An 18,409-nucleotide genomic window follows, 5' to 3' on the forward strand; every position below is an offset into this window, starting at 1 on the left:
TGGGTCTACACTTTCAGGACTGGAAACGAGACAGGGACGATAATTCGGACACTCTCCGCGCAAAAGAGGTCCGATCTATGATCCACTGGCAATTCTCGATATCTGGTGAGTCGATCGCCATGCGCTTCCAAATTTGAAAACTTTGAAGGCCAGCAACAGACCTGGACGGTGAAAACTCAAGATGGATGTTTGATAAAAATCGCGTATAGAGTGCAGTTTTGTTCGGCGATTGGTCAGTAATATTGCTTAAAATTTCAACAATCGAACGATTTGCTTAGTTTTGCGTATTCTTGCGCCGCTGTTATTTGGTAGTTTCGACAGTGCTGAATAGCGAATAATGCTGCTTTGGGCTCATTGTTGGTTTGGGCGCTGACGTTGTGAGCAAACATTGGCAAGTGGAGATGTGGGTGTGACAAGAGGCCGACCGCGGAAAACGGAAACGCAAGACGCTTTACATGGCATCATGCGCGCCTTCTGGCAGAACGGCTACAAGGCGACATCCATGAATGATCTTGTCGATGCTTCGGGGATGGCGAAGCCCAGTCTTTATGCCGCTTTCGGTGACAAGGAAGCGATGTTTGAAAAATCGCTTCTGCACTATTTCGACTGTTACGGCGATACGGTTTTTGGCCCCTTGATGAGGGCTGAAAAACACTATCTCATCGACATTCGGAACCTTATTCAAACCGTCGGATATCTTGCCGCGGACAAGGCCACGCCGCTGGGCTGTTTCCTTTTCAACGCACAGGTTGAAAACGCCTATGGAACAGAAAAGCACAAGGTTCTGTTGTCGGATCTGGGGCAGACCAGATACGAGGGTATCCGGACCCGCTTGTTGAAGGCCGTCGACTCTGGCGAGTTGGGAGAAGACGCTGACATCGATGCCCTGGCGACCTACGTCGATGGTCAACTTGGGGCCGTGTCCATTCTGGCTCGAACCGGAGCAAATAAGGTCCGGATAGACCAGTTTGTCGAAACGGCGGTCAAGGCATTGCCCTCTGCAACACCGTTTGATTTCGACGATTTTCCAGAATTCACTTTACGACAGTGATCCGTTCGGCCGCGCGGGTCACGGCCGTGTAAAGCCAGCGGTCCCGGTGCTCACGGAAAGCCCAGCTTTCGTCAAACAGCACGACATCGTCCCATTGGGACCCTTGCGCCTTGTGAACCGTCAAGGCGTAGCCATAATCGAACTCATCTGCCTTGCGCCGGATGGCATATGGAATGCTCTCAGCCCCGTCTTCGAACATGGCCGGGAGAACCTTTACTTTCACCGCCGTTTTGATGAGCTCGTCTTCTGAAACAACATCAAAACGCAATGTGTTTCCGCGCGGCTGCCGTAGGCGTTTCACCGTCCAGAGGCCACCATTCAGCAAACCTTTGGTTTTGTCGTTGCGCAGGCAGACAAGCTTGTCACCAACGGCCGGCATCGGAGTGGTGAAGTCCTTCAGTTCACGAATACGGCTGTTGTACAGCCGCCGCGTCTTGTTTGTCCCGACCAAAACCTGATCGGCGGCAAGGATCTGATCCTTGTCGATCTGGCGGCGATTGATCACCTTGCTCTCGCCGAAATCCCCGTAGTCCAGCTTGCCGCCGTCGCGGATGGTCATCGACATGCGAACAATGGGATTGTCCTGCGCCTGGCGGTGAACTTCCGTCAACATGATGTCCGGCTCGGCCTCGGTGAAGAAGCCTCCTCCCTTAACCGGTGGGAGCTGCGCCGGGTCGCCCAGAACCAGAACGGGTGTGCCGAACGATAGAAGATCGCGGCCAAGCTCCTCGTCGACCATAGAGCATTCATCGATAACGATCAGCCGGGCTGTGGCCGCCGCGCTGTCCCGCTTGATGGCAAACTGCGGGCCTGCGTCTTCCTCATCGTCATCGACGGCTTCTTCTTCCTTGGCGGAACGGGGGCGATAGATCAGGGAATGAATGGTGCCGGCATCTTCACAGCCTTTCTGGCGCAGAACATGTGCTGCTTTGCCTGTGAAAGCACCAAAGCAGACGTCTCCGTCAATGTCTTCAGCCAGATGCCGCGCTAGCGTGGTTTTTCCGGTGCCTGCAAACCCGAACAGCCTGAATACCTGCCTGTCGCCGCGTTTCAGCCAGGCTGCGGCGTCCTTCAAGGCGGTATCTTGTTGAGGCGACCAAGCCAAATCGTATCTCCGGGATCTTCAAACGAGCTGCCTCCATAACCTGATTTGGCAGTGCGCGCCAAGGGAAAGCGGTCGATGATGTATTACCCGAGCACCGAGAATGAACTGTCCTTATTGACCGGACGCTTTCTGGAGAAAGTCGCCGTGTTGATCGTGTAACCGATGTTTGGCAATTGAAACTGCAAAGGGGCCTCATCGTGAGCATTGCCGGTTTCGCAATAGCCGATCAGTTCGGCCATCAGCTGACCGGCTACAGGGGCATTCTTGAATTGATTGCCACTGGTTCCGATCGCAAGATAGTAGCCCCAACATCGGTGCAGTCGTAAATGGGTAGCCAGTCGTCCGTCGCGTCGTACAGATCGGCATTGCCGACCGGGTGTTGTGAGACACCCAAGCTCGGCAGTCTTTGGGAATAGCGGTAAGCATATGTGAGTGCGCGGTCGCTCAAGTCTCTGGAGAAATCGTCCGGATCGACTTCATGAGGTGCATCGCAGGCCGGATTTTCGCTGCCGATCATCAGTTGGCCGCCGCTTCCAGGCTTTATGTAACAGGCAATGTCGTTGTCGGATACGATCAGACCTTCCCGCGAATAGCCCAGATCGTCAGGTGGAGGTATTTGAACCACTTCTTGCCGAAGGGGGCGGGTCCGGATTGTCATGCCGGGATCGATTGGCAGCAGGGAATTCACCTTACCGGAATGCGGGCCTGCAGCATTCACGACGATTGGCGCAGAGATTTGTTGTCCAGTTTCCAGCTTAACCCCAGTCACGCGATTATCTGCGACCAATATCTCGGTCACGGCAGTCTTGAACATGAAGGTTGCACGGTGTTTTTCAGCCGCATCCTTCAGATTACGGGCCGAGAGCTGCGGGTCGTCGACATACCCTCCACACGGGAAATAAACTCCGCCTGAAATCTCGCCGTTAGCTGGTTGGCCGAACGTGTCGTCTTCCATAGACTTGGCTGGCGCAAAGCGCCGAAGGTCATAGCCCGGCATCGCGTCTCGGATCTGATCAGCAGTCCAATGCTCATAGGAAATGCCCAGCTGGTCCGCGCTTTTGAGAACCTTTGCCAAGTATCCGTTGGCTTCGGTCTTCATGACCAGTGTGCCGGTTTCGAGAAACCGGGCAAGGCCGGAGGCATCATCGCTTTCCAGATAAGCGGTCCAGTTTTTCCAGGTGTGGTAGCCCTCATAGGCCATCGCAGACCCATCAAGGGTCGAATAATACGTCCGGATAACGGCTGCAGAACTGGATGTCGATCCGTAGCCAGCGGCGGGTAATTTGTCGATGTTCAGCGTACGATAGCCACGTTTGGCGAGATTGAATGCGATTGCGCAACCGATGACCCCGGCTCCGATGATAACGGCATCGAACTGAAAAGCTTTGCCGGCGTTTGATTGGGCGTTCATGATGGTCTCCAGTACAGCGATGACAGGATCATGACCTGTGGCTTGATTTGTCCAGAAAGAAATCCGGCCACGACTGTCGCTTTTCGGTCATCACAGACGTGTCGAGTTGGCAAACTTGCAGAAATTATTCAGCAATATAGAAAATATTCATCAAGTTATTTTAAAAATTACACATTGTAGAATTTGTTCCCAAGTCTCTCGTTGAATGCAAATTACCAACTCCGCATCCTCCCCAAACTATTTCGGTTTTTCAAAATGTATCAGTTATTTGGGGGAAAGCGTGCGGCTTGGGAAATCCTGCGAGTGGCCGACGTTGGGGCTGATTTTGGCCACGACGGCGGCTTGGACTATGGTTATTTCGTTCTATTCAGATTGGGGCGGCTGGATCGTCTGTCCGCTGGCTGCCCTGCTTGTGACGCTTCAATCTTCCCTTCAGCATGAAGTCCTGCATGGTCATCCGACCCGAAATGCGGGGCTCAATGAAGCCCTGATTTATTGTTCTTTCGGACTGTTTATCCCGTACCGCCGGTTCAAGACGCTGCACTTGCGCCACCACAATGATGACCGGTTGACGGATCCCTACGATGACCCTGAGAGTTTTTACCTCGCCTGGGGAGACTGGCAGAAATTGCCTTGGGTCTTGCAACTTGTATTGACCTTGAACAACACACTTGCCGGCCGCTTGCTGATTGGTCCGGCTGTGTCTTTGGTCGGGTTCTATGGATCGGAAATTCGCGCGGTAGCGTCCGGAGACAGCGGTGTTGCAGGAGCATGGGCGCATCATCTGGCGGGTCTGGGTCTCGTGCTGGCGTTCGTATCGGTTGTTGGCGGCATCCCCCTTTGGCTCTACCTATTTGGAGTAGCCTATCCTGGAATGAGTTTGTTGATGTTGCGCACTTACGCAGAGCACAGGGCTCACGAAAATCCCGAGGCGCGATCTGTGATCGTAGAGTTTTGCCCTCTGTTTTCGCTGCTTTTCTTAAACAACAATCTTCATATCGTGCACCATTCGCACCCACGGGCGCCTTGGTATACGCTTCCAAAGTTGTACCACGACGCTCGGGACGAATGGCAGGCGCGCAATCAGGGGTATGTGTTCAAGAGTTATCTGCAAATGGCCAAAGCCTTCCTTTTCAAGGTCAAGGAACCTGTTCCACATCCTCTCGTTCGGAATGCCGACGCCGGTCGCGCACTGCCACCATCATGACCCAAAGATCATTCCGGCCGGTTCGGTTGCCGATGTACGATTGGCCGGAAGTGGCTAGTGAAACACAAGAACTAGAAGTAGCGCTGACGGATGAGATCTGCAGCGCGCTGGCCATTGCTCCGTCTGCTTTGGAACCCTGGGATCCTGAGATCAGTCTTTATGATTTGTGGACCTATCCAGCCTTGCTTTTCGCGCAGACCTGCGGATATCCGCTCACGCACAAACTGGCTGGCAAGGTCTATCTTCTGGGGGCACCGCACTACAGGGCCACTGGTTGTACTGGTGCGAAGTATTGCAGCCAGATCGTGGTCAAGAAAAACAGCCCATTTCAATCGTTGGCCGATCTGAAGGGAGCGCGCGCTGTCTTCAACGGTCCGGACAGTCAATCTGGCATGAATGCGTTTCGAGATACCATCGCACCGATGTCGGATGGGGGGCGCTTTTTTGAAAGCGTCGTAGAAAGTGGTGGTCACTTGGCGTCGATGGACGCTGTTGCCAAGGGGCGGGCTGATGTTGCGGCCATTGACGGGGTGTGCTGGGCCCTTGCTGAACAAGAAAAGCCTGGGCTTGCCAACCAACTGCGGGCTTTAGCGCAAACCGCGCAAGTTCCGGGTTTGCCGTTCATAACCTCAATGCATCTGGGCGCGGAAACACATGCGGAGATATCCGCCGCAGTGACGCGTGTTCTTTCAAATCCGCAGACAGAAAAAAGCCGCAAACGCCTTCGCATTTGCGGCTTTTCAAAACTGTCTTTGGCTGACTATCAAGTCATCCTGGATATGGAAGCTGATGCAAGGGCGCGAAACTACTGCGTCCTTGTTTGATGCTTCCACTCGGCAATTAGCGGCCGAGGATACGAGCTTTTGCAGCTTCGCCCAGACGCAAGGTCTGGTTCATACGGGCGAGTTCAGCAGCGGAGCGGCCGGAGACAACACCCATGAGGTTGGTGCCGAGGGCTTGTGCAAGATAGGTCATGGTCTTCCCAATCCTGAGTTCAGTTCGAAGTTTGATTTTGAAAGTGCGGTCCGCTGCTTAAATAACGGGCCGCTTGACTGCTATATGGGCATAACTTGCGGTTCAATCAATCGAATAGTATTCATCGGTTTGTTCAAAAAAATTGAACTCAGAAAATCCGGAATTCACCTATGGAAAAATTGCCAGGGACAGGAACTGAACTGATCGATATGGATCTTTATCGAACGTTCCTTGTCATCGCTGAAACCTCAAGTTTTTCAAAAGCATCTGACCTGATTGGCCGGACGCCATCTGCCGTTTCCATGCAGATTAAGAAGTTGGAAACCATTCTCGGCGTTGCAGTTTTTGCAAGGGAGGGTCGCGCTGTGCGGTTAACTTCAGAAGGTGAGGCATTGCTGGGATACGCTCGCCGGATATTGATGTTGAACGAAGAGGCTGTGAGTCTGTTTGTTTCGCCATCAGTCGAGGGTGAAGTGCGGTTCGGCGCACCGGCGGATTTTGGGACCCGCTTCTTGCCAAATTTCCTGTCACGCTTTGCCCGGTCTCATCCCGGGGTGAATGTCGACGTGCATTTGGATGGCAGTCCAGCCTTGGATGAAAAAATCCGCAAGGGCGAATTGGATCTTGTACTGTCAACGGTCCGTCCTGGAGCACCGATGCCAACGGGAACGGATGTTGTCTTTTCCGAACCGCTTGTTTGGGTGGGTTTGGAGGGGGGGATTGCCTACGACCGGGATCCACTTCCATTGGCCGTGTCGACCCCTGGGTGTCCATGGCGGCGTGCGGCCCGGATTGCGCTGGATGGGGCCCAGAAACCCTATCGCATCTCATACACAAGCTTTCACAGCGCAGGGCAGGAGGCGGCCTTGTTGGCGGATCTCGCAGTTGCACCGTTTCCGGCCAGTGTTGTAGAGCCACCTCTGCAAGTGCTGGATGATCGTCACGGGCTGCCAAAGATTGGCGACTATCATATCGTCATGAAGCAGCGTCCGCGGGCTGGGCGGGCGACCCATGCATTCGCCGAGCATGTTGAGGAATGCTTCAAGGAGATCACGCTTGGCGGTGCGCCCGCGTCCGGATAACGTTAACCATAAAGTTAACAGATCGTAAAAACACATCGCCACATGGTTAACAAAGAGTTACTCTTTCGCGAATTGCAAAAGTGTGTTCAGCGAAGAGGCGCTCAAATGAATATCCTGACAAAAACTGTTGTCGCTGCGGCGGCGATCGTTGTTGCCGGATCGGCTTATGCGGGCGACACAACCCGTATCCTTCATGACGAGCCGTACGGCGCCATTGTGACCAAGGAAGCGGGCGTGTTGGTTTTCCGTGGTCTGCCGCCAACCCGCAAGGTGATCATCAATCCAGGCGGCAAGACGCCACTGGAGCTCCGGCAAACAGAAATCAATGAGACCAACGTGGTCGTCATGAGCCAAGATCACTACGTGCGTGGCCTTGGTGCCAAGATTGTCCGTCTGAAATAGTGTTGGTTGGAATAGGCCGTCGGATCTAACGGCCCATCAATCGGTCATCGTATGGATACGTGCTGAGGCGTTCATAGCCAGTTTCTGTGATGAGCAGTTGCTCCTCCAGCTTTACGCCTTCATGTCCGCCGTGGCGGCCAACATAGCTTTCCACACAGACCACCATTCCAGGTACCAGTACCCCATCGTATCCACCGCTCGCCCAGTCTGCGGGGTAGGGGACTGCCGGGTATTCATCACACAGGCCAACACCGTGAAACAGAACCGAGTACCGGTTCGCCTGATAGTCATCCGGTAGGTTCTTGGCGCTGTGTGAAAGCTCGAAGAAACTGCGCCCTGGCGCGAGCATTTCTATGTTCGCTTCAATCTGATCCACCGCCATTTGATAGAGCGATCTCTGCTCGTTGGTAGGTTGTCCGTCCCCGCACAGCCACGTGCGGGAAATGTCGCAGCACATGCCGTAGGGCCCAACAAGATCGGTGTCGAAGGCGACTAACTCGCCAAATTGGATTTCGCGCGCTGAGGCCTCCTGAAACCAGGGATTTGTGCGTGGGCCGGAAGCGAGCAGATGTGTTTCAATCCACTCGCCGCCGCGTCGGATATTCCCTGCATGCAACAGCGCCCAAAGATCCCATTCCGTCATGCCTGGCCGGAGGGCCGCTTCCATTTCCGACATTGCAGCTTCACAGGCAGCAATGGACCGGCGCATCGCTTTAATCTCGTCGGAGCTTTTAACGGCACGGGCAAGTTCCATAACCTCTTCACCGTCATGTAGCGTCAAACCATGGCGTTGAAGTGCTGCAACGCCTTCCCGGCGGCATTTGTCGACGGCGATCCGGGCGTTTGGGCCACAATAAGTCTTGATCAGATCGGCCAGCTCATCAGCCCACTTCTGCGCAAGTTCCGCAGACCGCGGTCCGGATTCGAAATAGAACCAGGGCACACCGTGGCGGACTTCATCAACGAGCATGTTGTGCGCGGACAGGTGTTCGCAGTTGTGAAAGTCAAAGGCGATGACCGGGCCGTTCAGCGGCACGAGCGTGTAGCGCACTGCATTGTGAGTGCTCCAAACCTGCATGTTGGTGCTGTCGGTCGCATACCGAACGTTCAGCGGGTCACACAGTATGGCTGCGCTCAAGTCGAAGGCCTGGAGCTGTTGGCGAATCCGTTGAAGCCGGTATTCGCGAACGGCATTTAGGTCAGGTGCGGCAAGGCCAAGCGCTGACCACTCGGTTTCTGCAAGCTCACCATATCCAAGGGCATGACGATTGAGTGCTGAGGCTTTTTCAGTCGCATAGGACGACAGCGCCTCGTATCCAGCTGCATCGCCAGGATGATCGGGCAAGACGGCCGGCATAATTTTTCGCCGGTGCCGGCCAAAGTGTTCCGTATTCATGACCGCCTGCTCTCCTCCGCCAATTGGTCAATCCCGTAAATGCCGTGTCCCGCCTACATCCGCATACGTTCCGCTTTGGGATCGAACAATGGATCCGTGATGAGGGTGGCCTTGCGGCGCTCTCCGAGAATTTCGATCTCGAAGGCTCCGTCATCCGTGTTTCCCGCAAACTCACTGGGGACATAGCCCTGAGCCAAAGACCTCTCGACATGGTGTGCGTAGCCGCCCGACGTGATCCAGCCGATCACATCGTTGTCGTGCCAGATCGGTTCATCGCCCATTACATCGGCATCGAGTGCATCTACGACGAAGGCAACCCGGGATCGTTTCGGTCCATCCTCGTATTCCCTGCGCGCGGCTTCCTGGCCAATAAAATTGTTTTTGCCAAGTTTTACGAACCGCCCAAGATCGGCTTCGAATGGACCATAAATCGGGCGGAACTCCCGGAACCAAGTCCCGAAGTTTTTTTCCAGGCGCATGGCGAGCAGCGCGCGCATGCCAAAGTTTTGGATGCCGAATTCCGCCCCGGCTTCCATTAGAGCCATGTAGACCTGACGCTCGTATTCAGGTGTCATCCAGATCTCGTAGCCGAGGTCACCGGTGTAGCTGATGCGGTTGACCTTGCAGGGCGCATTCGCGACGTCCATTTCACGAAAGTCCATGAACCGGAAAGCGTCATTGGAGACATCGTCACCGGCAACTTTGGCAAGGACATCGCGGGCCTTAGGGCCTGCAATGGAAAGACCCACCCAGCCAAGGTTGATGGCCTCAATTGCAACGCTGCCATCATCCGGCAAATGCTTTTCGAACCACCGCATATGATAGACTTCGGCCTGACTTGACCCGAACATGTAGAACGTCTCGTCACTGGCGCGGGCGATGGTGAAGTCACCGATCAGCTTGCCGACTTCGTTCAGCATCGGCGTCAGCACAATCCGTCCCACCTTCGGCATAGTGTTGGTCATCAAGTAGGACAGGTAATCTTCAGCACCTTCGCCGGTGATCTTGTACTTGGCGAAGTTAGCGATTTCGGTAATGCCAACCCCTGTTCGTACCGCTCGGCATTCCGCTCCAATCGCTTCAAAGTCGTTTGATCGCCGGAACGAGACGACATCTTCAGCTGTCTCACCATCTCGAGCAAACCAGAGGGGAGTTTCAAGCCCCCAACTGTCGCCCATGACCGCCCCTTGCGCCAACATCTTGTCGTAGAGCGGTGTTGTCTGATGCGGACGCCCGGCGGGCAATTCTTCATTCGGGAAGCGGATGCGGAACCGGCGGCTGTAGTTCTCCTGAACTTTCTTGTTCGTGTAGGCAAGTGTCGCCCAGTCGCCGTAGCGGGCGACATCCATGCCCCAGATGTCGTAGCCCGGATCGCCGTCGATCATCCAGTTGGCAAGTGTCAACCCGACGCCGCCGCCCTGACTGAAGCCGGCCATGACCCCGCAAGCAACCCAGTAGTTCTTGAGGCCCCGCACCGGGCCAACCAATGGATTGCCGTCCGGGGCAAAGGTGAACGGGCCGTTGATGATCTGCTTGATGCCGACGTTTTGCAGGGCTGGGAAATGCTCAAAGCCGACTTCGAGTTCCGGAGAGATCCGGTCAAGGTCCGGTGCCAAGAGCTCGTGCCCGAAATTCCAAGGCGTTTCCTTCGGGCTCCAGGGGCGGCAATTCTGCTCATAAGTGCCAAGCAGCATGCCCTTGCCTTCTTGTCGGGTGTAGATTTCACCGCCAAAATCAAGGACGCCAATCAGCTCCTTGCCGGTCGCCTCGTTGTGCGCAACGACTTCGGGCATTTCATCGGTGAGGAGGTACATGTGCTCCATGGCGAGCACCGGCAATTCGATCCCGACCATGCGGCCGCATTCACGGGCCCAGAGACCGCCCGCGTTGACGACATGTTCAGCCCGGATGGTGCCTTTGTCCGTGATGACATCCCAGGTACCTTCCGGGGTCTGCACCATCTCCTCGACCTTGGTATGCCGATAGATCTCAGCGCCGTTGATCCGCGCCGCCTTTGCATAGGCATGGGTGGTGCCCGAAGGATCGAGATGCCCTTCGATCGGATCCCATAAGGCGCCGATGAAGTATTTCTCATCGAGGATCGGAAACATCTTCTTGGCCTCAGAGACCGAGATCAGTTCCAGATCCATGCCGAGATACCGGCCCTTGGCCTGGGCGAGGCGCAAAAAATCCATCCGCTCGGGAGTGTCTGCCAGCATCACGCCACCGGTCAGATGCAAACTGCAGGACTGGCCCGAGATCTCTTCCAGTTCCTTATAGAGATCGACCGTGTAGCTTTGAAGCTGGGAGACGTTCGGGTCACCGTTGAGGGTGTGAAAGCCGCCCGCCGCGTGCCAAGAGGAACCTGATGTGAGTTCGCTCCGTTCGACCAGGACCACGTCCTTCCAGCCAAGCTTGGTCAAGTGATAGAGCACACTGCAGCCAACGACACCGCCACCAATCACGACGACCTGAGTATGGGACTTCATTCTCAATTGCTCCAAAAAGTCAGTTTCATCCGCTTAAAGCGCGGCATGTCAAAATTGGCTCGTTAGAAGTCGGTTGGCGCGCCGCCTTCTTCCTTGCGTTTTGCGACAAAGGCAGAGAGTTCTTCATCAATTGCAGGATCAAGTGCCGGGGCTTCGTAGGCCTCAAGTGCCTTCTTGTAGAGCGTGTTCGCCTTGTCGTAGGCGACCGGGCTCCCAGCTTCTTGCCAAGTCTCATAATTGCGCCAATCGGACACGATCGGAGCGTAGAATGCATCCTTGTAGCGCGCCTGAGTGTGCTCGGTCCCAAAGAAATGCCCAGCCGGGCCCACGTCGCGGATAGCCTCGATTGCAAGCGCCTCTTCTGACACATCGAGGGGCGTCAGATATTCGGCCAGCATCTGGAGGAGGTCGATATCCGTGATGAATTTCTCAAACCCGGCCGATAGGCCCCCTTCAAGCCATCCAGCGGCATGCTTGATCAGGTTGCCGCCGCCATTGATCGCACCCCATTCTGACAATGTCGTTTCAAGTGCAGCTTGATAGTCGACCGTATTGGCTGCGCACACGCCGGAGGTTCGGAAGGGAAGACCGTAGCGCCGGGCAAGCTGTCCGCTGACGAGGGCGGCTTTGATGTATTCCGGCGTTCCGAAGGCCGGTGCGCCGGATTTCATGTCCACGTTCGAGGTAAAACCGCCATAGACCATCGGCGCGCCGGGATTGACCATCTGGGTGAAGGCGATGCCGGCGAGTGCTTCGGCATTTTGGAGTGTCAATGCTCCCGCGACCGTCACAGGAGCCATTGCGCCCGCCAATGTGAACGGCGTCAGAACGCTCACTTGTCCGGCCCGTGCCATTTCGATGAGGCCCTGGAGCATCGGCGTATCGAGCCGAAGCGGGGAGGAAGAATTGATGATTGTGATAACGCTCGGGGTCTTTCGGAACTCTTCTTCCGATAATCCCATCGCGATGCGGGTCATTTCCAGGCCGTCGCGGTTCCGCTCTTTGCCGAGCGAATAGATGTGAAACACCTTGTCCATCAGGCGGATCATGTCGGACACACAATCCAGATGCCGGACAGAGGCGTGAATGTCGACCGGTTCGACCGGATACCCCATGACGCAGTGAATGATGTTGAAGAACTGCGCAAGCTTTAGGAAATTGCGATAGTCCGTCTGATTTCCGGGGCGGCGCCCGCCCTCGCGGTCGACAGCGTTCGGTGCACTTGCGACACAGGAGAAGGCAATATGGTCGCCGCCAAGGGTCAAATTGTGCGCCGGATTTCTGGCATGAACCGTAAACTGGTCCGGTGTTTTTCCGACCAGCTCTTCAACCATAGCCCGGTCCATGCGAACCCGGTCTGATCCCGGTGTCACATCCGCGCCAGCAGCTTTCAAAATACCTTTTGCTTCCTCATGAAGGAAGTCAATGCCTATGTCTTCGAGCACCCGCATGGAAGCTTCGTGAATGGACTCCAGCTCATCAGCTGAGACAGCCTCCACAGGCTTGTAGATGTGGCGGGGTTGTTTGAATGGCTTTTGAGGGAAAAGCTCCGGGCCCGCTTTGTCTCCACCGCCTCGCCGGCGGCGGCCACGCCTCACCGGCGCCGCTTCGGTGGTCTCAACAAGATCGAGCTGACTGGACATGGCGAGACACCTTTCCGAGGCCGTATACGCAGAGCGTGAAAGATTTTGGGGCCGTGAGCAGATCTCTGCCCAAACCTGTCGTTCAACCTTAATCGAGAGGGTCATTTTTCTACGGCGTCTCAGAACGACGGCGGTTGCCACTTTCGCGACATTTCCAGATCCGGCGGTCAATAGGGTCTGCCCGGCTATTGACGAAGCTTGACGTCTGCGTTGCAAAGGCTTCAAAAAATGAAGTGAATTTTGAAGGTGTTGCGTGACTGACAGGATGACCGACGCTGAATTGCTGGACTTTTTGCAAGGCCGCTATCCGTTCGGGGATCTTGGCGGAGCGCGACTACGACCTCTTCCGAGTTCCTACACACATCGGTTTTGGCGCCTCCAGACGCGCGAACGGGATTATGTCATCAAGGAGTATTTTCCTGGCCTTGAGAACAATCCGCTCTATCCGACGCTGCCCCAGGAAGAAGCGACTGCTCTGACCTTGTTGGAGCGTCATCGATTGGCGCCGCGTTTGGAGTGTTTTCTGGACAGTCCAGCTGGGTCGCCCTTGGTGATTTATGGATATGAACGCGGCTCGGAAGCTGAAATTGATGTGCGTGATGCGGCTCTTCTGCTTGGGCGCTTTGCAGCTCTGGAGCTTGCGCCAGAGGAAGTCAGAATGGTGCCGTCCGGGTATCACCAGGTGCTCGCTCATTCTGATACTATTCTGGAAAAAATTCCGGATAGCCGCCGGGCTGCTAATTTGAAACGTCTCCGGCCCCACGATGGTTCAATCGAGGTATCTACGGCACCCCAACACATCCTGATTCACAGGTCTCTTTGCCTCGGCACAGTGCAAATGACAGCGGCAGGACCCACTTTGATCGATTGGCAATATGCTGGTCTCGGAGATCCCGTTGAAGACATCGTTTGTTTTCTCTCCCCTGGTCTCCTCACGCTTTATGGCCTAAAGCCACTCGTCCTTTATGCCGAGGACCTGTTTTTGGAGCATTATCCGGACCGCGAGATTGTTGATCGTTTTTTGGCTGAACGATCCGCCTACCATTGGCGATTGGCCGCATATTGTCTGTTTCGGCAGGAAACCCTGACCCACGAAAACGCTCCGGCCTCACGTGCCTATGCACGTGCCCTGGAAGAAGAGGTCGACCTTCTCCTCAGACTGCGCGGAAAGTGAACGAAGCGACCATGAACGAGTGTAATCCGGCTGTCATAGGAAGCCGGTAACGGGGTCATATGTCTATTGAAATTGCGTCTGTTACCAAGTCGTTCGGGGCACACAAGGCTCTGAAGGACGTATCTCTTTCGATCCCGGAGGGCACATTTTTTGTGGTGCTTGGTCCTTCCGGCTGCGGCAAGTCTACACTGTTGCGCACGATCGCCGGACTGGAGTCCATCGACAGTGGAGAAATCGCGCTGGGCGGCACACCAGTCGCTGGAGACGGGTACCATATGGAGCCTGAACGGAGGCAAACTGGCGTTGTGTTCCAGTCCTACGCTCTCTGGCCGCACATGAGTGTTGCTGAAAATGTCGCCTTTCCGATGGAAACGTCTGGCTTGAAAAAGTCCGACATCAAAACACGCACCAATGAACACCTTGCCACGGTGGAATTGACGGCGTTTCGCGACCGGAAACCGGCCGACCTTTCCGGCGGGCAGCGCCAGCGGGTTGCGCTCGCCCGATGTTTGGCGCAAGGCGCAAAAACAGTGTTGATGGACGAGCCGCTTGCAAACCTCGATCCGCACTTGCGCGGTGCCATGGAGGAAGAGCTTGCTGCGTTTCACAAGGCCAGTGGCGCAACGACCCTGTTCATCACCCACGATCAGCGTGAAGCGATGGCACTCGCCGACCAGGTCGCGGTTATGTGGGACGGAGAAATCTTGCAGGTTGCCGAGCCTGATGTGCTTTACCGGAGGCCGACATCGCGAAAGGTTGCCAGTTTTATCGGGCGCAGCAGTCTGGTTGGCGTTGAGGTCAACCATGTCGAAGCTGGGCACGCGAATATTACACTTGCCGGGCACCTGATCGATGTGGACTGCCCTGCTGGTACTAGAACCGGGTCGGCCATGTTGATGCTGCGGCCCGAGCACTTGGTTCCATCTGTTGGTGGGCACGGTCTTAAAACAACCGTTGAGAGAACAATTTACCGCGGCGGTTTCTGGGAGGTTTTTGTGGCCCTCGATGGGCTCTCGATGCCGTTGTTGATGACCCTCAATCGCCCGGCTGTGACCGGTGAAACTCTGTTTCTGGACATTCTTCGCGGATGGATCCTTCCGGATTAATCGGTCTGCTCAAGTCAGGATCTTGCGCATGGCGCAGCGGTGTTCGGGCATAGGCAATCCGCGGCCAAGTTCTTTTGAAAGGATACTTCCAAGCCGCGCATCACATTCTTCCAACTTCAGGATCTGGAACCCCAGTCTTTCATAAAACGGCGCATTCCAGGGTACGTGCCTGAACGTCGTTAATGTCATTTCCGACAGTCCGAGCGCTCTTGCATGGGCTTCAGCGTATTCCATCAGCGCTTTGCCGATCCCTTGTTTCTGGCAATCGGAATGAACGGAAATCTCATAGACATGGAGAGCGTCGTCTTCCGGGATCGCTGCCAGAAAGCCGACCTGTTGTCCGTCGTCTGTTTCCGCGGTCCAGCTTGTGCCGGGATCGATTGCAGACAGATGCTGCTCCTCGGTCGCGCAACTGCCATCTGCGAAGGTTTCCAATCCTTCGATTTCTAGAAAGGCTCTGCTCGCGGAAATCTCCACGGCCTGAAGAACTGAGATATCGCTTTTGCGTGTTTGTCTGATCTTCAAATCTCACACTCTCTAAGACTGATACTAGTCCTTCCAGGGGATCGTTCCAGAGGGCACGCGTTTTGCCAGACCATTCATGCCGAGCATGACCAGTATTGTTGCCAGAACAACTACCACAGACATGGCAGCTGCGAGCGTTGTGTAACCACCATCTTCGTAATTGAAAATGGTGGTTCCGATTGTCTCGTTTCCCGTGGACCACAGAAGTGCCGAGACAGTGACCTCGTTGTAGGCAGTGAGGAACACGAGAATGGCGCCGGAAGCTGCAGACGGCGCAACAAGCGGCGCAAATACCCGCCTGATGCGCCGAAAAAACCCCGCGCCGGATACACGGGCGGCGTCTTCCAGTGATCTGTCCATCTGCACAAAGGCAGCTGCAACGGGTTTTAATCCGACCGCGAGAAAAGCGGAGATATAAGCAATCAAAATGATCCAAAGCGTGTTGTAGAGCGAGATATTCAAGAACGGTAGGGGATGGATGAACGCCAGAATAAAGGCGATGGATATGACCAGACCCGGCACGGCAAAAGCGATCTCTGCTTGTGCGGCCGTTGCGGTCCCCGCACGGCGATAAGCTTTATGCCGGTGACTGAGGAAGTACCCCAAGAAGATGCTGATGACCGCGATGACGCCCGCTGCAATGGCAGCAATCAACGTCGAATTCGCAAAGGCTCTTAGCGTCACAGACTGGCGCCAGAGAACTTCTGCGAAGTTGTCCAGATTCACGGTGCTTGCTGAAAGCGGGAGCCCGTATGTCTTCACCAAGGAAGTCGCCAGAAGCGATGCAGCGGGAAGCAACAAAACCAGGCCAACAAAACTCCACAGACCTGCTTCTACCCATTTGCGTTTTGAGCCAAGCGAGATTGCAAGCGGGTCCTGGGGCAGGCCAATGAGGCTGGCGCGCATACGTCGTTGCAACATCCCCTGTATGAGGAGGGCTACAAGAGCGACCAGCGCCAGGATGACCGAAATGATTGCGACATTCGGGAGGACATCCGGCCCGAAACTCGCCAGTCTTCGCCAAATCAGAACCGGCAGCGTCGTGTAGCGTGCCGGAACGCCGATCAGCGCGTTGATGCCGAAGTTTCCAAGCGCTGCGATAAATGCAAGAGCAAATCCGGCGAGCAAAGCCGGCGCGAGGAGTGGCAGCGTAATTCTTGTCAAGAGACGGAATGCCCCTGCGCCGGACACGCGCGCAGCATCAGACAATTCCCTCGGAAAGGACCGGAGCGCTGCTCGAACCAGCAGGAAGACCAAGGGGCTGTGCTGGAGTGTCAGAAGAAGAACAAGACCCTCGCGTGAATAAAGCGGATGCGTCGACCCGATTTCGGGTGCCAGCCCAATCCATCGAAGCACCGGACTTGCCGGCCCCAGTGCCTGGATCCAGGCAATTGCCGTGACATGCGGCGGAATCATCATCGGTAGGAGGATCAAAAAGACGAGTAGTCCCTTGGCGCGAACATCTGTCAGTCCGACAATCAGGGCCAGAACTGTTCCCAAGACTGTTGCCGCGAGCGCCGACAAAAGGCTGCTTTCCATGGAGTGCCAGAGCGCCCTTTGAACAGACCGGCTGGATAGGGCTTCTGCCAGCGGCGTCAAAGCAAGCGCGCCGTCCTGGGTCAATCCGATCTTGAACAAAAGGAGGAGCGGCAACCCGCACAGGAGCGTCGCGCAGAGAACCAAAATGGCGAGAGAGATCCTCTCGCCATTGAGCAGTTTTGAATTCTGGGCTTGCGCCATCAAGTCTTAGCCACCGAAGATCTCGGTGAACTTGATCTTGTTTGCTTGATCTTGCTCGAGGGCCTGTGCTGGATCGAAGTCCATCAGCTTGATCTGGTCACGAGCCGGGAAACCTTCCGGTGCTGCAACAGCCGGATGGGCTGGCAGATATCCTTGAGACGACGCCAGTTTCTGGCCTTCTTCGGAAAGAAGGAAGTCAACAAAAGCCTTGGCAGCATCCGGGTTCTGGGCCGTAGAGAGTATCGCAACCGGTTCGGTGACAGCAGAAACACCTTCTTCCGGGAACACGAATTCGACCGGAGCGCCTTTCAGCTTTTCGCGGATCGGAAGAAAATCCACGACGAAACCATAGAGTTTTTCACCGCCGGCGATGGCCTTGTAGGTGCCACCGTTGCCACCTTTCGGATTGGCGCCCTGATCAGCAAGGCCTTCGTAAAAGGCCCAGCCGAGATCCGGGTTGGAGGTCAGAGCTGCCATGTGGATGGTGGCTGCACCGGATGTCAGCGGAGACGGCATGGCCAATTTGTCTTTGGCCTCCGGCTTCAGGAGATCCTTGTAGGAGGAAGGCTTCATCGGCGCATTGGTGTTGTAGACGATGCCGCTGGTGATCAGCTTGGTGGAGAAGTAGGTTTTGTCATCATCCATCAGAGCCGGATCATAGGCGGACATATCAGCGCCTTCGTGGGCCATCAAACGGCCTTCCTGCTTCAGCCCTTCCATGGTGACCATGTCTGCAATCAAGAGAACGTCCGGCTTCGGCGCGCCTGCTTCAAATTCCGTGCGCAGCTTGGCCATCATTTTTGTGGTGCCGTCGCGCACCCATTCGACTTCAACGCCCGGGTGTTTTGCGGTGAACGCGTCGACCGTTGCCTGGGCGTCCTGGTTGGGCTGGGAGGTATAAAGAACCAGTTTGCCGGAAACGTCGCCGGCAAATGCGGATGCGGTTGCACCGGCAAGAATGCCGGCAGCCATCAGGAACTTTTTCATGTCACGGATCCTTTGCGAAAGGCCACTGGTGGTTAACAGATGGCCTTGGCTATCAGGCTTGTGTGACAGATTTTTTTGGCTGTTAGGTAAAAATACGTGATTGGGGCTTCCGTCCT

General features: G+C 55.4%; 17 protein-coding genes. 7 read left to right on the top strand and 10 right to left on the bottom strand.

Annotation, left to right across the window (positions count from 1 at the left end; translation table 11 throughout):
- The first annotated feature begins 409 nt into the window (after window positions 1-409).
- Window positions 410-1,051 (top strand): TetR/AcrR family transcriptional regulator, encoded by a 642-nt coding sequence (locus AC0J4F_RS08600; RefSeq protein WP_209002518.1) that lies wholly within the window; start codon window positions 410-412, stop codon window positions 1,049-1,051.
- Here AC0J4F_RS08600 and AC0J4F_RS08605 read toward each other — a convergent pair.
- The 3 genes from AC0J4F_RS08605 to AC0J4F_RS08615 form a co-directional block, all read right to left on the bottom strand.
- On the bottom strand, window positions 1,035-2,156 hold the full coding sequence (locus AC0J4F_RS08605) for an ATP-dependent DNA helicase (protein ID WP_409694288.1): 1,122 nt from the start codon (window positions 2,154-2,156) through the stop codon (window positions 1,035-1,037). The two genes, AC0J4F_RS08600 and AC0J4F_RS08605, sit on opposite strands and share 17 nt — an antisense overlap.
- Window positions 2,157-2,239: 83 nt before the next feature.
- A complete protein-coding gene (locus AC0J4F_RS08610) occupies window positions 2,240-2,395 on the bottom strand; it encodes a hypothetical protein (RefSeq protein ID WP_473025966.1) in 156 nt (51 codons plus the stop codon).
- Window positions 2,396-2,406: 11 nt separating this feature from the next.
- Window positions 2,407-3,567 (bottom strand): NAD(P)/FAD-dependent oxidoreductase, encoded by a 1,161-nt coding sequence (locus AC0J4F_RS08615; RefSeq protein ID WP_473025967.1) that lies wholly within the window; start codon window positions 3,565-3,567, stop codon window positions 2,407-2,409.
- A 349-nt stretch (window positions 3,568-3,916) separates the two neighbouring features.
- On the opposite strand from AC0J4F_RS08615, the gene AC0J4F_RS08620 reads away from it, so the two are divergent.
- The gene (locus tag AC0J4F_RS08620; protein ID WP_473025968.1) at window positions 3,917-4,774 is read left to right on the top strand and encodes a fatty acid desaturase; all 858 of its coding nucleotides are present in this window, start codon (window positions 3,917-3,919) and stop codon (window positions 4,772-4,774) included.
- A complete protein-coding gene (locus tag AC0J4F_RS08625; RefSeq protein ID WP_473025969.1) occupies window positions 4,771-5,598 on the top strand; it encodes a phosphate/phosphite/phosphonate ABC transporter substrate-binding protein in 828 nt (275 codons plus the stop codon). Before AC0J4F_RS08620 ends, AC0J4F_RS08625 begins: the two co-directional genes overlap by 4 nt.
- A 16-nt stretch (window positions 5,599-5,614) precedes the next feature.
- On the opposite strand, the gene AC0J4F_RS08630 is transcribed toward AC0J4F_RS08625, so the two are convergent.
- Complete coding sequence (locus AC0J4F_RS08630; protein ID WP_286183412.1) at window positions 5,615-5,749, bottom strand: hypothetical protein; 135 nt, start codon at window positions 5,747-5,749, stop codon at window positions 5,615-5,617.
- A gap of 170 nt (window positions 5,750-5,919) precedes the next feature.
- On the opposite strand from AC0J4F_RS08630, the gene AC0J4F_RS08635 reads away from it, so the two are divergent.
- Entirely contained in the window at window positions 5,920-6,831 is a 912-nt protein-coding gene (locus AC0J4F_RS08635) for a LysR substrate-binding domain-containing protein (protein WP_133951526.1), read from the top strand.
- Window positions 6,832-6,936: 105 nt separating this feature from the next.
- Window positions 6,937-7,233, top strand: coding sequence for a hypothetical protein (locus AC0J4F_RS08640; RefSeq protein WP_473025970.1), 297 nt, complete (start codon window positions 6,937-6,939; stop codon window positions 7,231-7,233).
- Between the two features lie 25 nt (window positions 7,234-7,258).
- On the opposite strand, the gene AC0J4F_RS08645 is transcribed toward AC0J4F_RS08640, so the two are convergent.
- The 3 genes from AC0J4F_RS08645 to AC0J4F_RS08655 all read right to left on the bottom strand — a co-directional run bounded on the left by AC0J4F_RS08645 (window position 7,259) and on the right by AC0J4F_RS08655 (window position 12,761).
- Window positions 7,259-8,629 (bottom strand): M24 family metallopeptidase, encoded by a 1,371-nt coding sequence (locus AC0J4F_RS08645; protein ID WP_473025971.1) that lies wholly within the window; start codon window positions 8,627-8,629, stop codon window positions 7,259-7,261.
- 53 nt (window positions 8,630-8,682) lie between these two features.
- Window positions 8,683-11,118, bottom strand: coding sequence for a GcvT family protein (locus AC0J4F_RS08650; protein WP_473025972.1), 2,436 nt, complete (start codon window positions 11,116-11,118; stop codon window positions 8,683-8,685).
- Window positions 11,119-11,180: 62 nt separating this feature from the next.
- Window positions 11,181-12,761: a trimethylamine methyltransferase family protein gene (locus AC0J4F_RS08655; protein ID WP_473025973.1), complete on the bottom strand. Its 1,581-nt coding sequence runs from the start codon at window positions 12,759-12,761 to the stop codon at window positions 11,181-11,183.
- 265 nt (window positions 12,762-13,026) lie between these two features.
- Between AC0J4F_RS08655 and AC0J4F_RS08660 the strand changes: the two genes are divergently transcribed.
- Both AC0J4F_RS08660 and AC0J4F_RS08665 read left to right on the top strand, forming a co-directional pair.
- Window positions 13,027-13,935, top strand: coding sequence for a phosphotransferase (locus tag AC0J4F_RS08660; RefSeq protein WP_473025974.1), 909 nt, complete (start codon window positions 13,027-13,029; stop codon window positions 13,933-13,935).
- A gap of 59 nt (window positions 13,936-13,994) precedes the next feature.
- Window positions 13,995-15,041 (top strand): ABC transporter ATP-binding protein, encoded by a 1,047-nt coding sequence (locus AC0J4F_RS08665; protein WP_473025975.1) that lies wholly within the window; start codon window positions 13,995-13,997, stop codon window positions 15,039-15,041.
- 9 nt (window positions 15,042-15,050) lie between these two features.
- Here AC0J4F_RS08665 and AC0J4F_RS08670 read toward each other — a convergent pair whose 3' ends face one another.
- The 3 genes from AC0J4F_RS08670 to AC0J4F_RS08680 are packed head-to-tail and all read right to left on the bottom strand — an operon-like array spanning window position 15,051 to window position 18,293.
- Window positions 15,051-15,566 (bottom strand): GNAT family N-acetyltransferase, encoded by a 516-nt coding sequence (locus AC0J4F_RS08670; protein ID WP_133951539.1) that lies wholly within the window; start codon window positions 15,564-15,566, stop codon window positions 15,051-15,053.
- A 24-nt stretch (window positions 15,567-15,590) separates the two neighbouring features.
- Window positions 15,591-17,306, bottom strand: coding sequence for an ABC transporter permease (locus AC0J4F_RS08675; protein ID WP_473025976.1), 1,716 nt, complete (start codon window positions 17,304-17,306; stop codon window positions 15,591-15,593).
- A 6-nt stretch (window positions 17,307-17,312) separates the two neighbouring features.
- The gene (locus tag AC0J4F_RS08680; RefSeq protein ID WP_473025977.1) at window positions 17,313-18,293 is read right to left on the bottom strand and encodes an ABC transporter substrate-binding protein; all 981 of its coding nucleotides are present in this window, start codon (window positions 18,291-18,293) and stop codon (window positions 17,313-17,315) included.
- Window positions 18,294-18,409 lie beyond the last annotated feature (116 nt).

The organism is Roseibium sp. R5 (assembly GCF_055755305.1).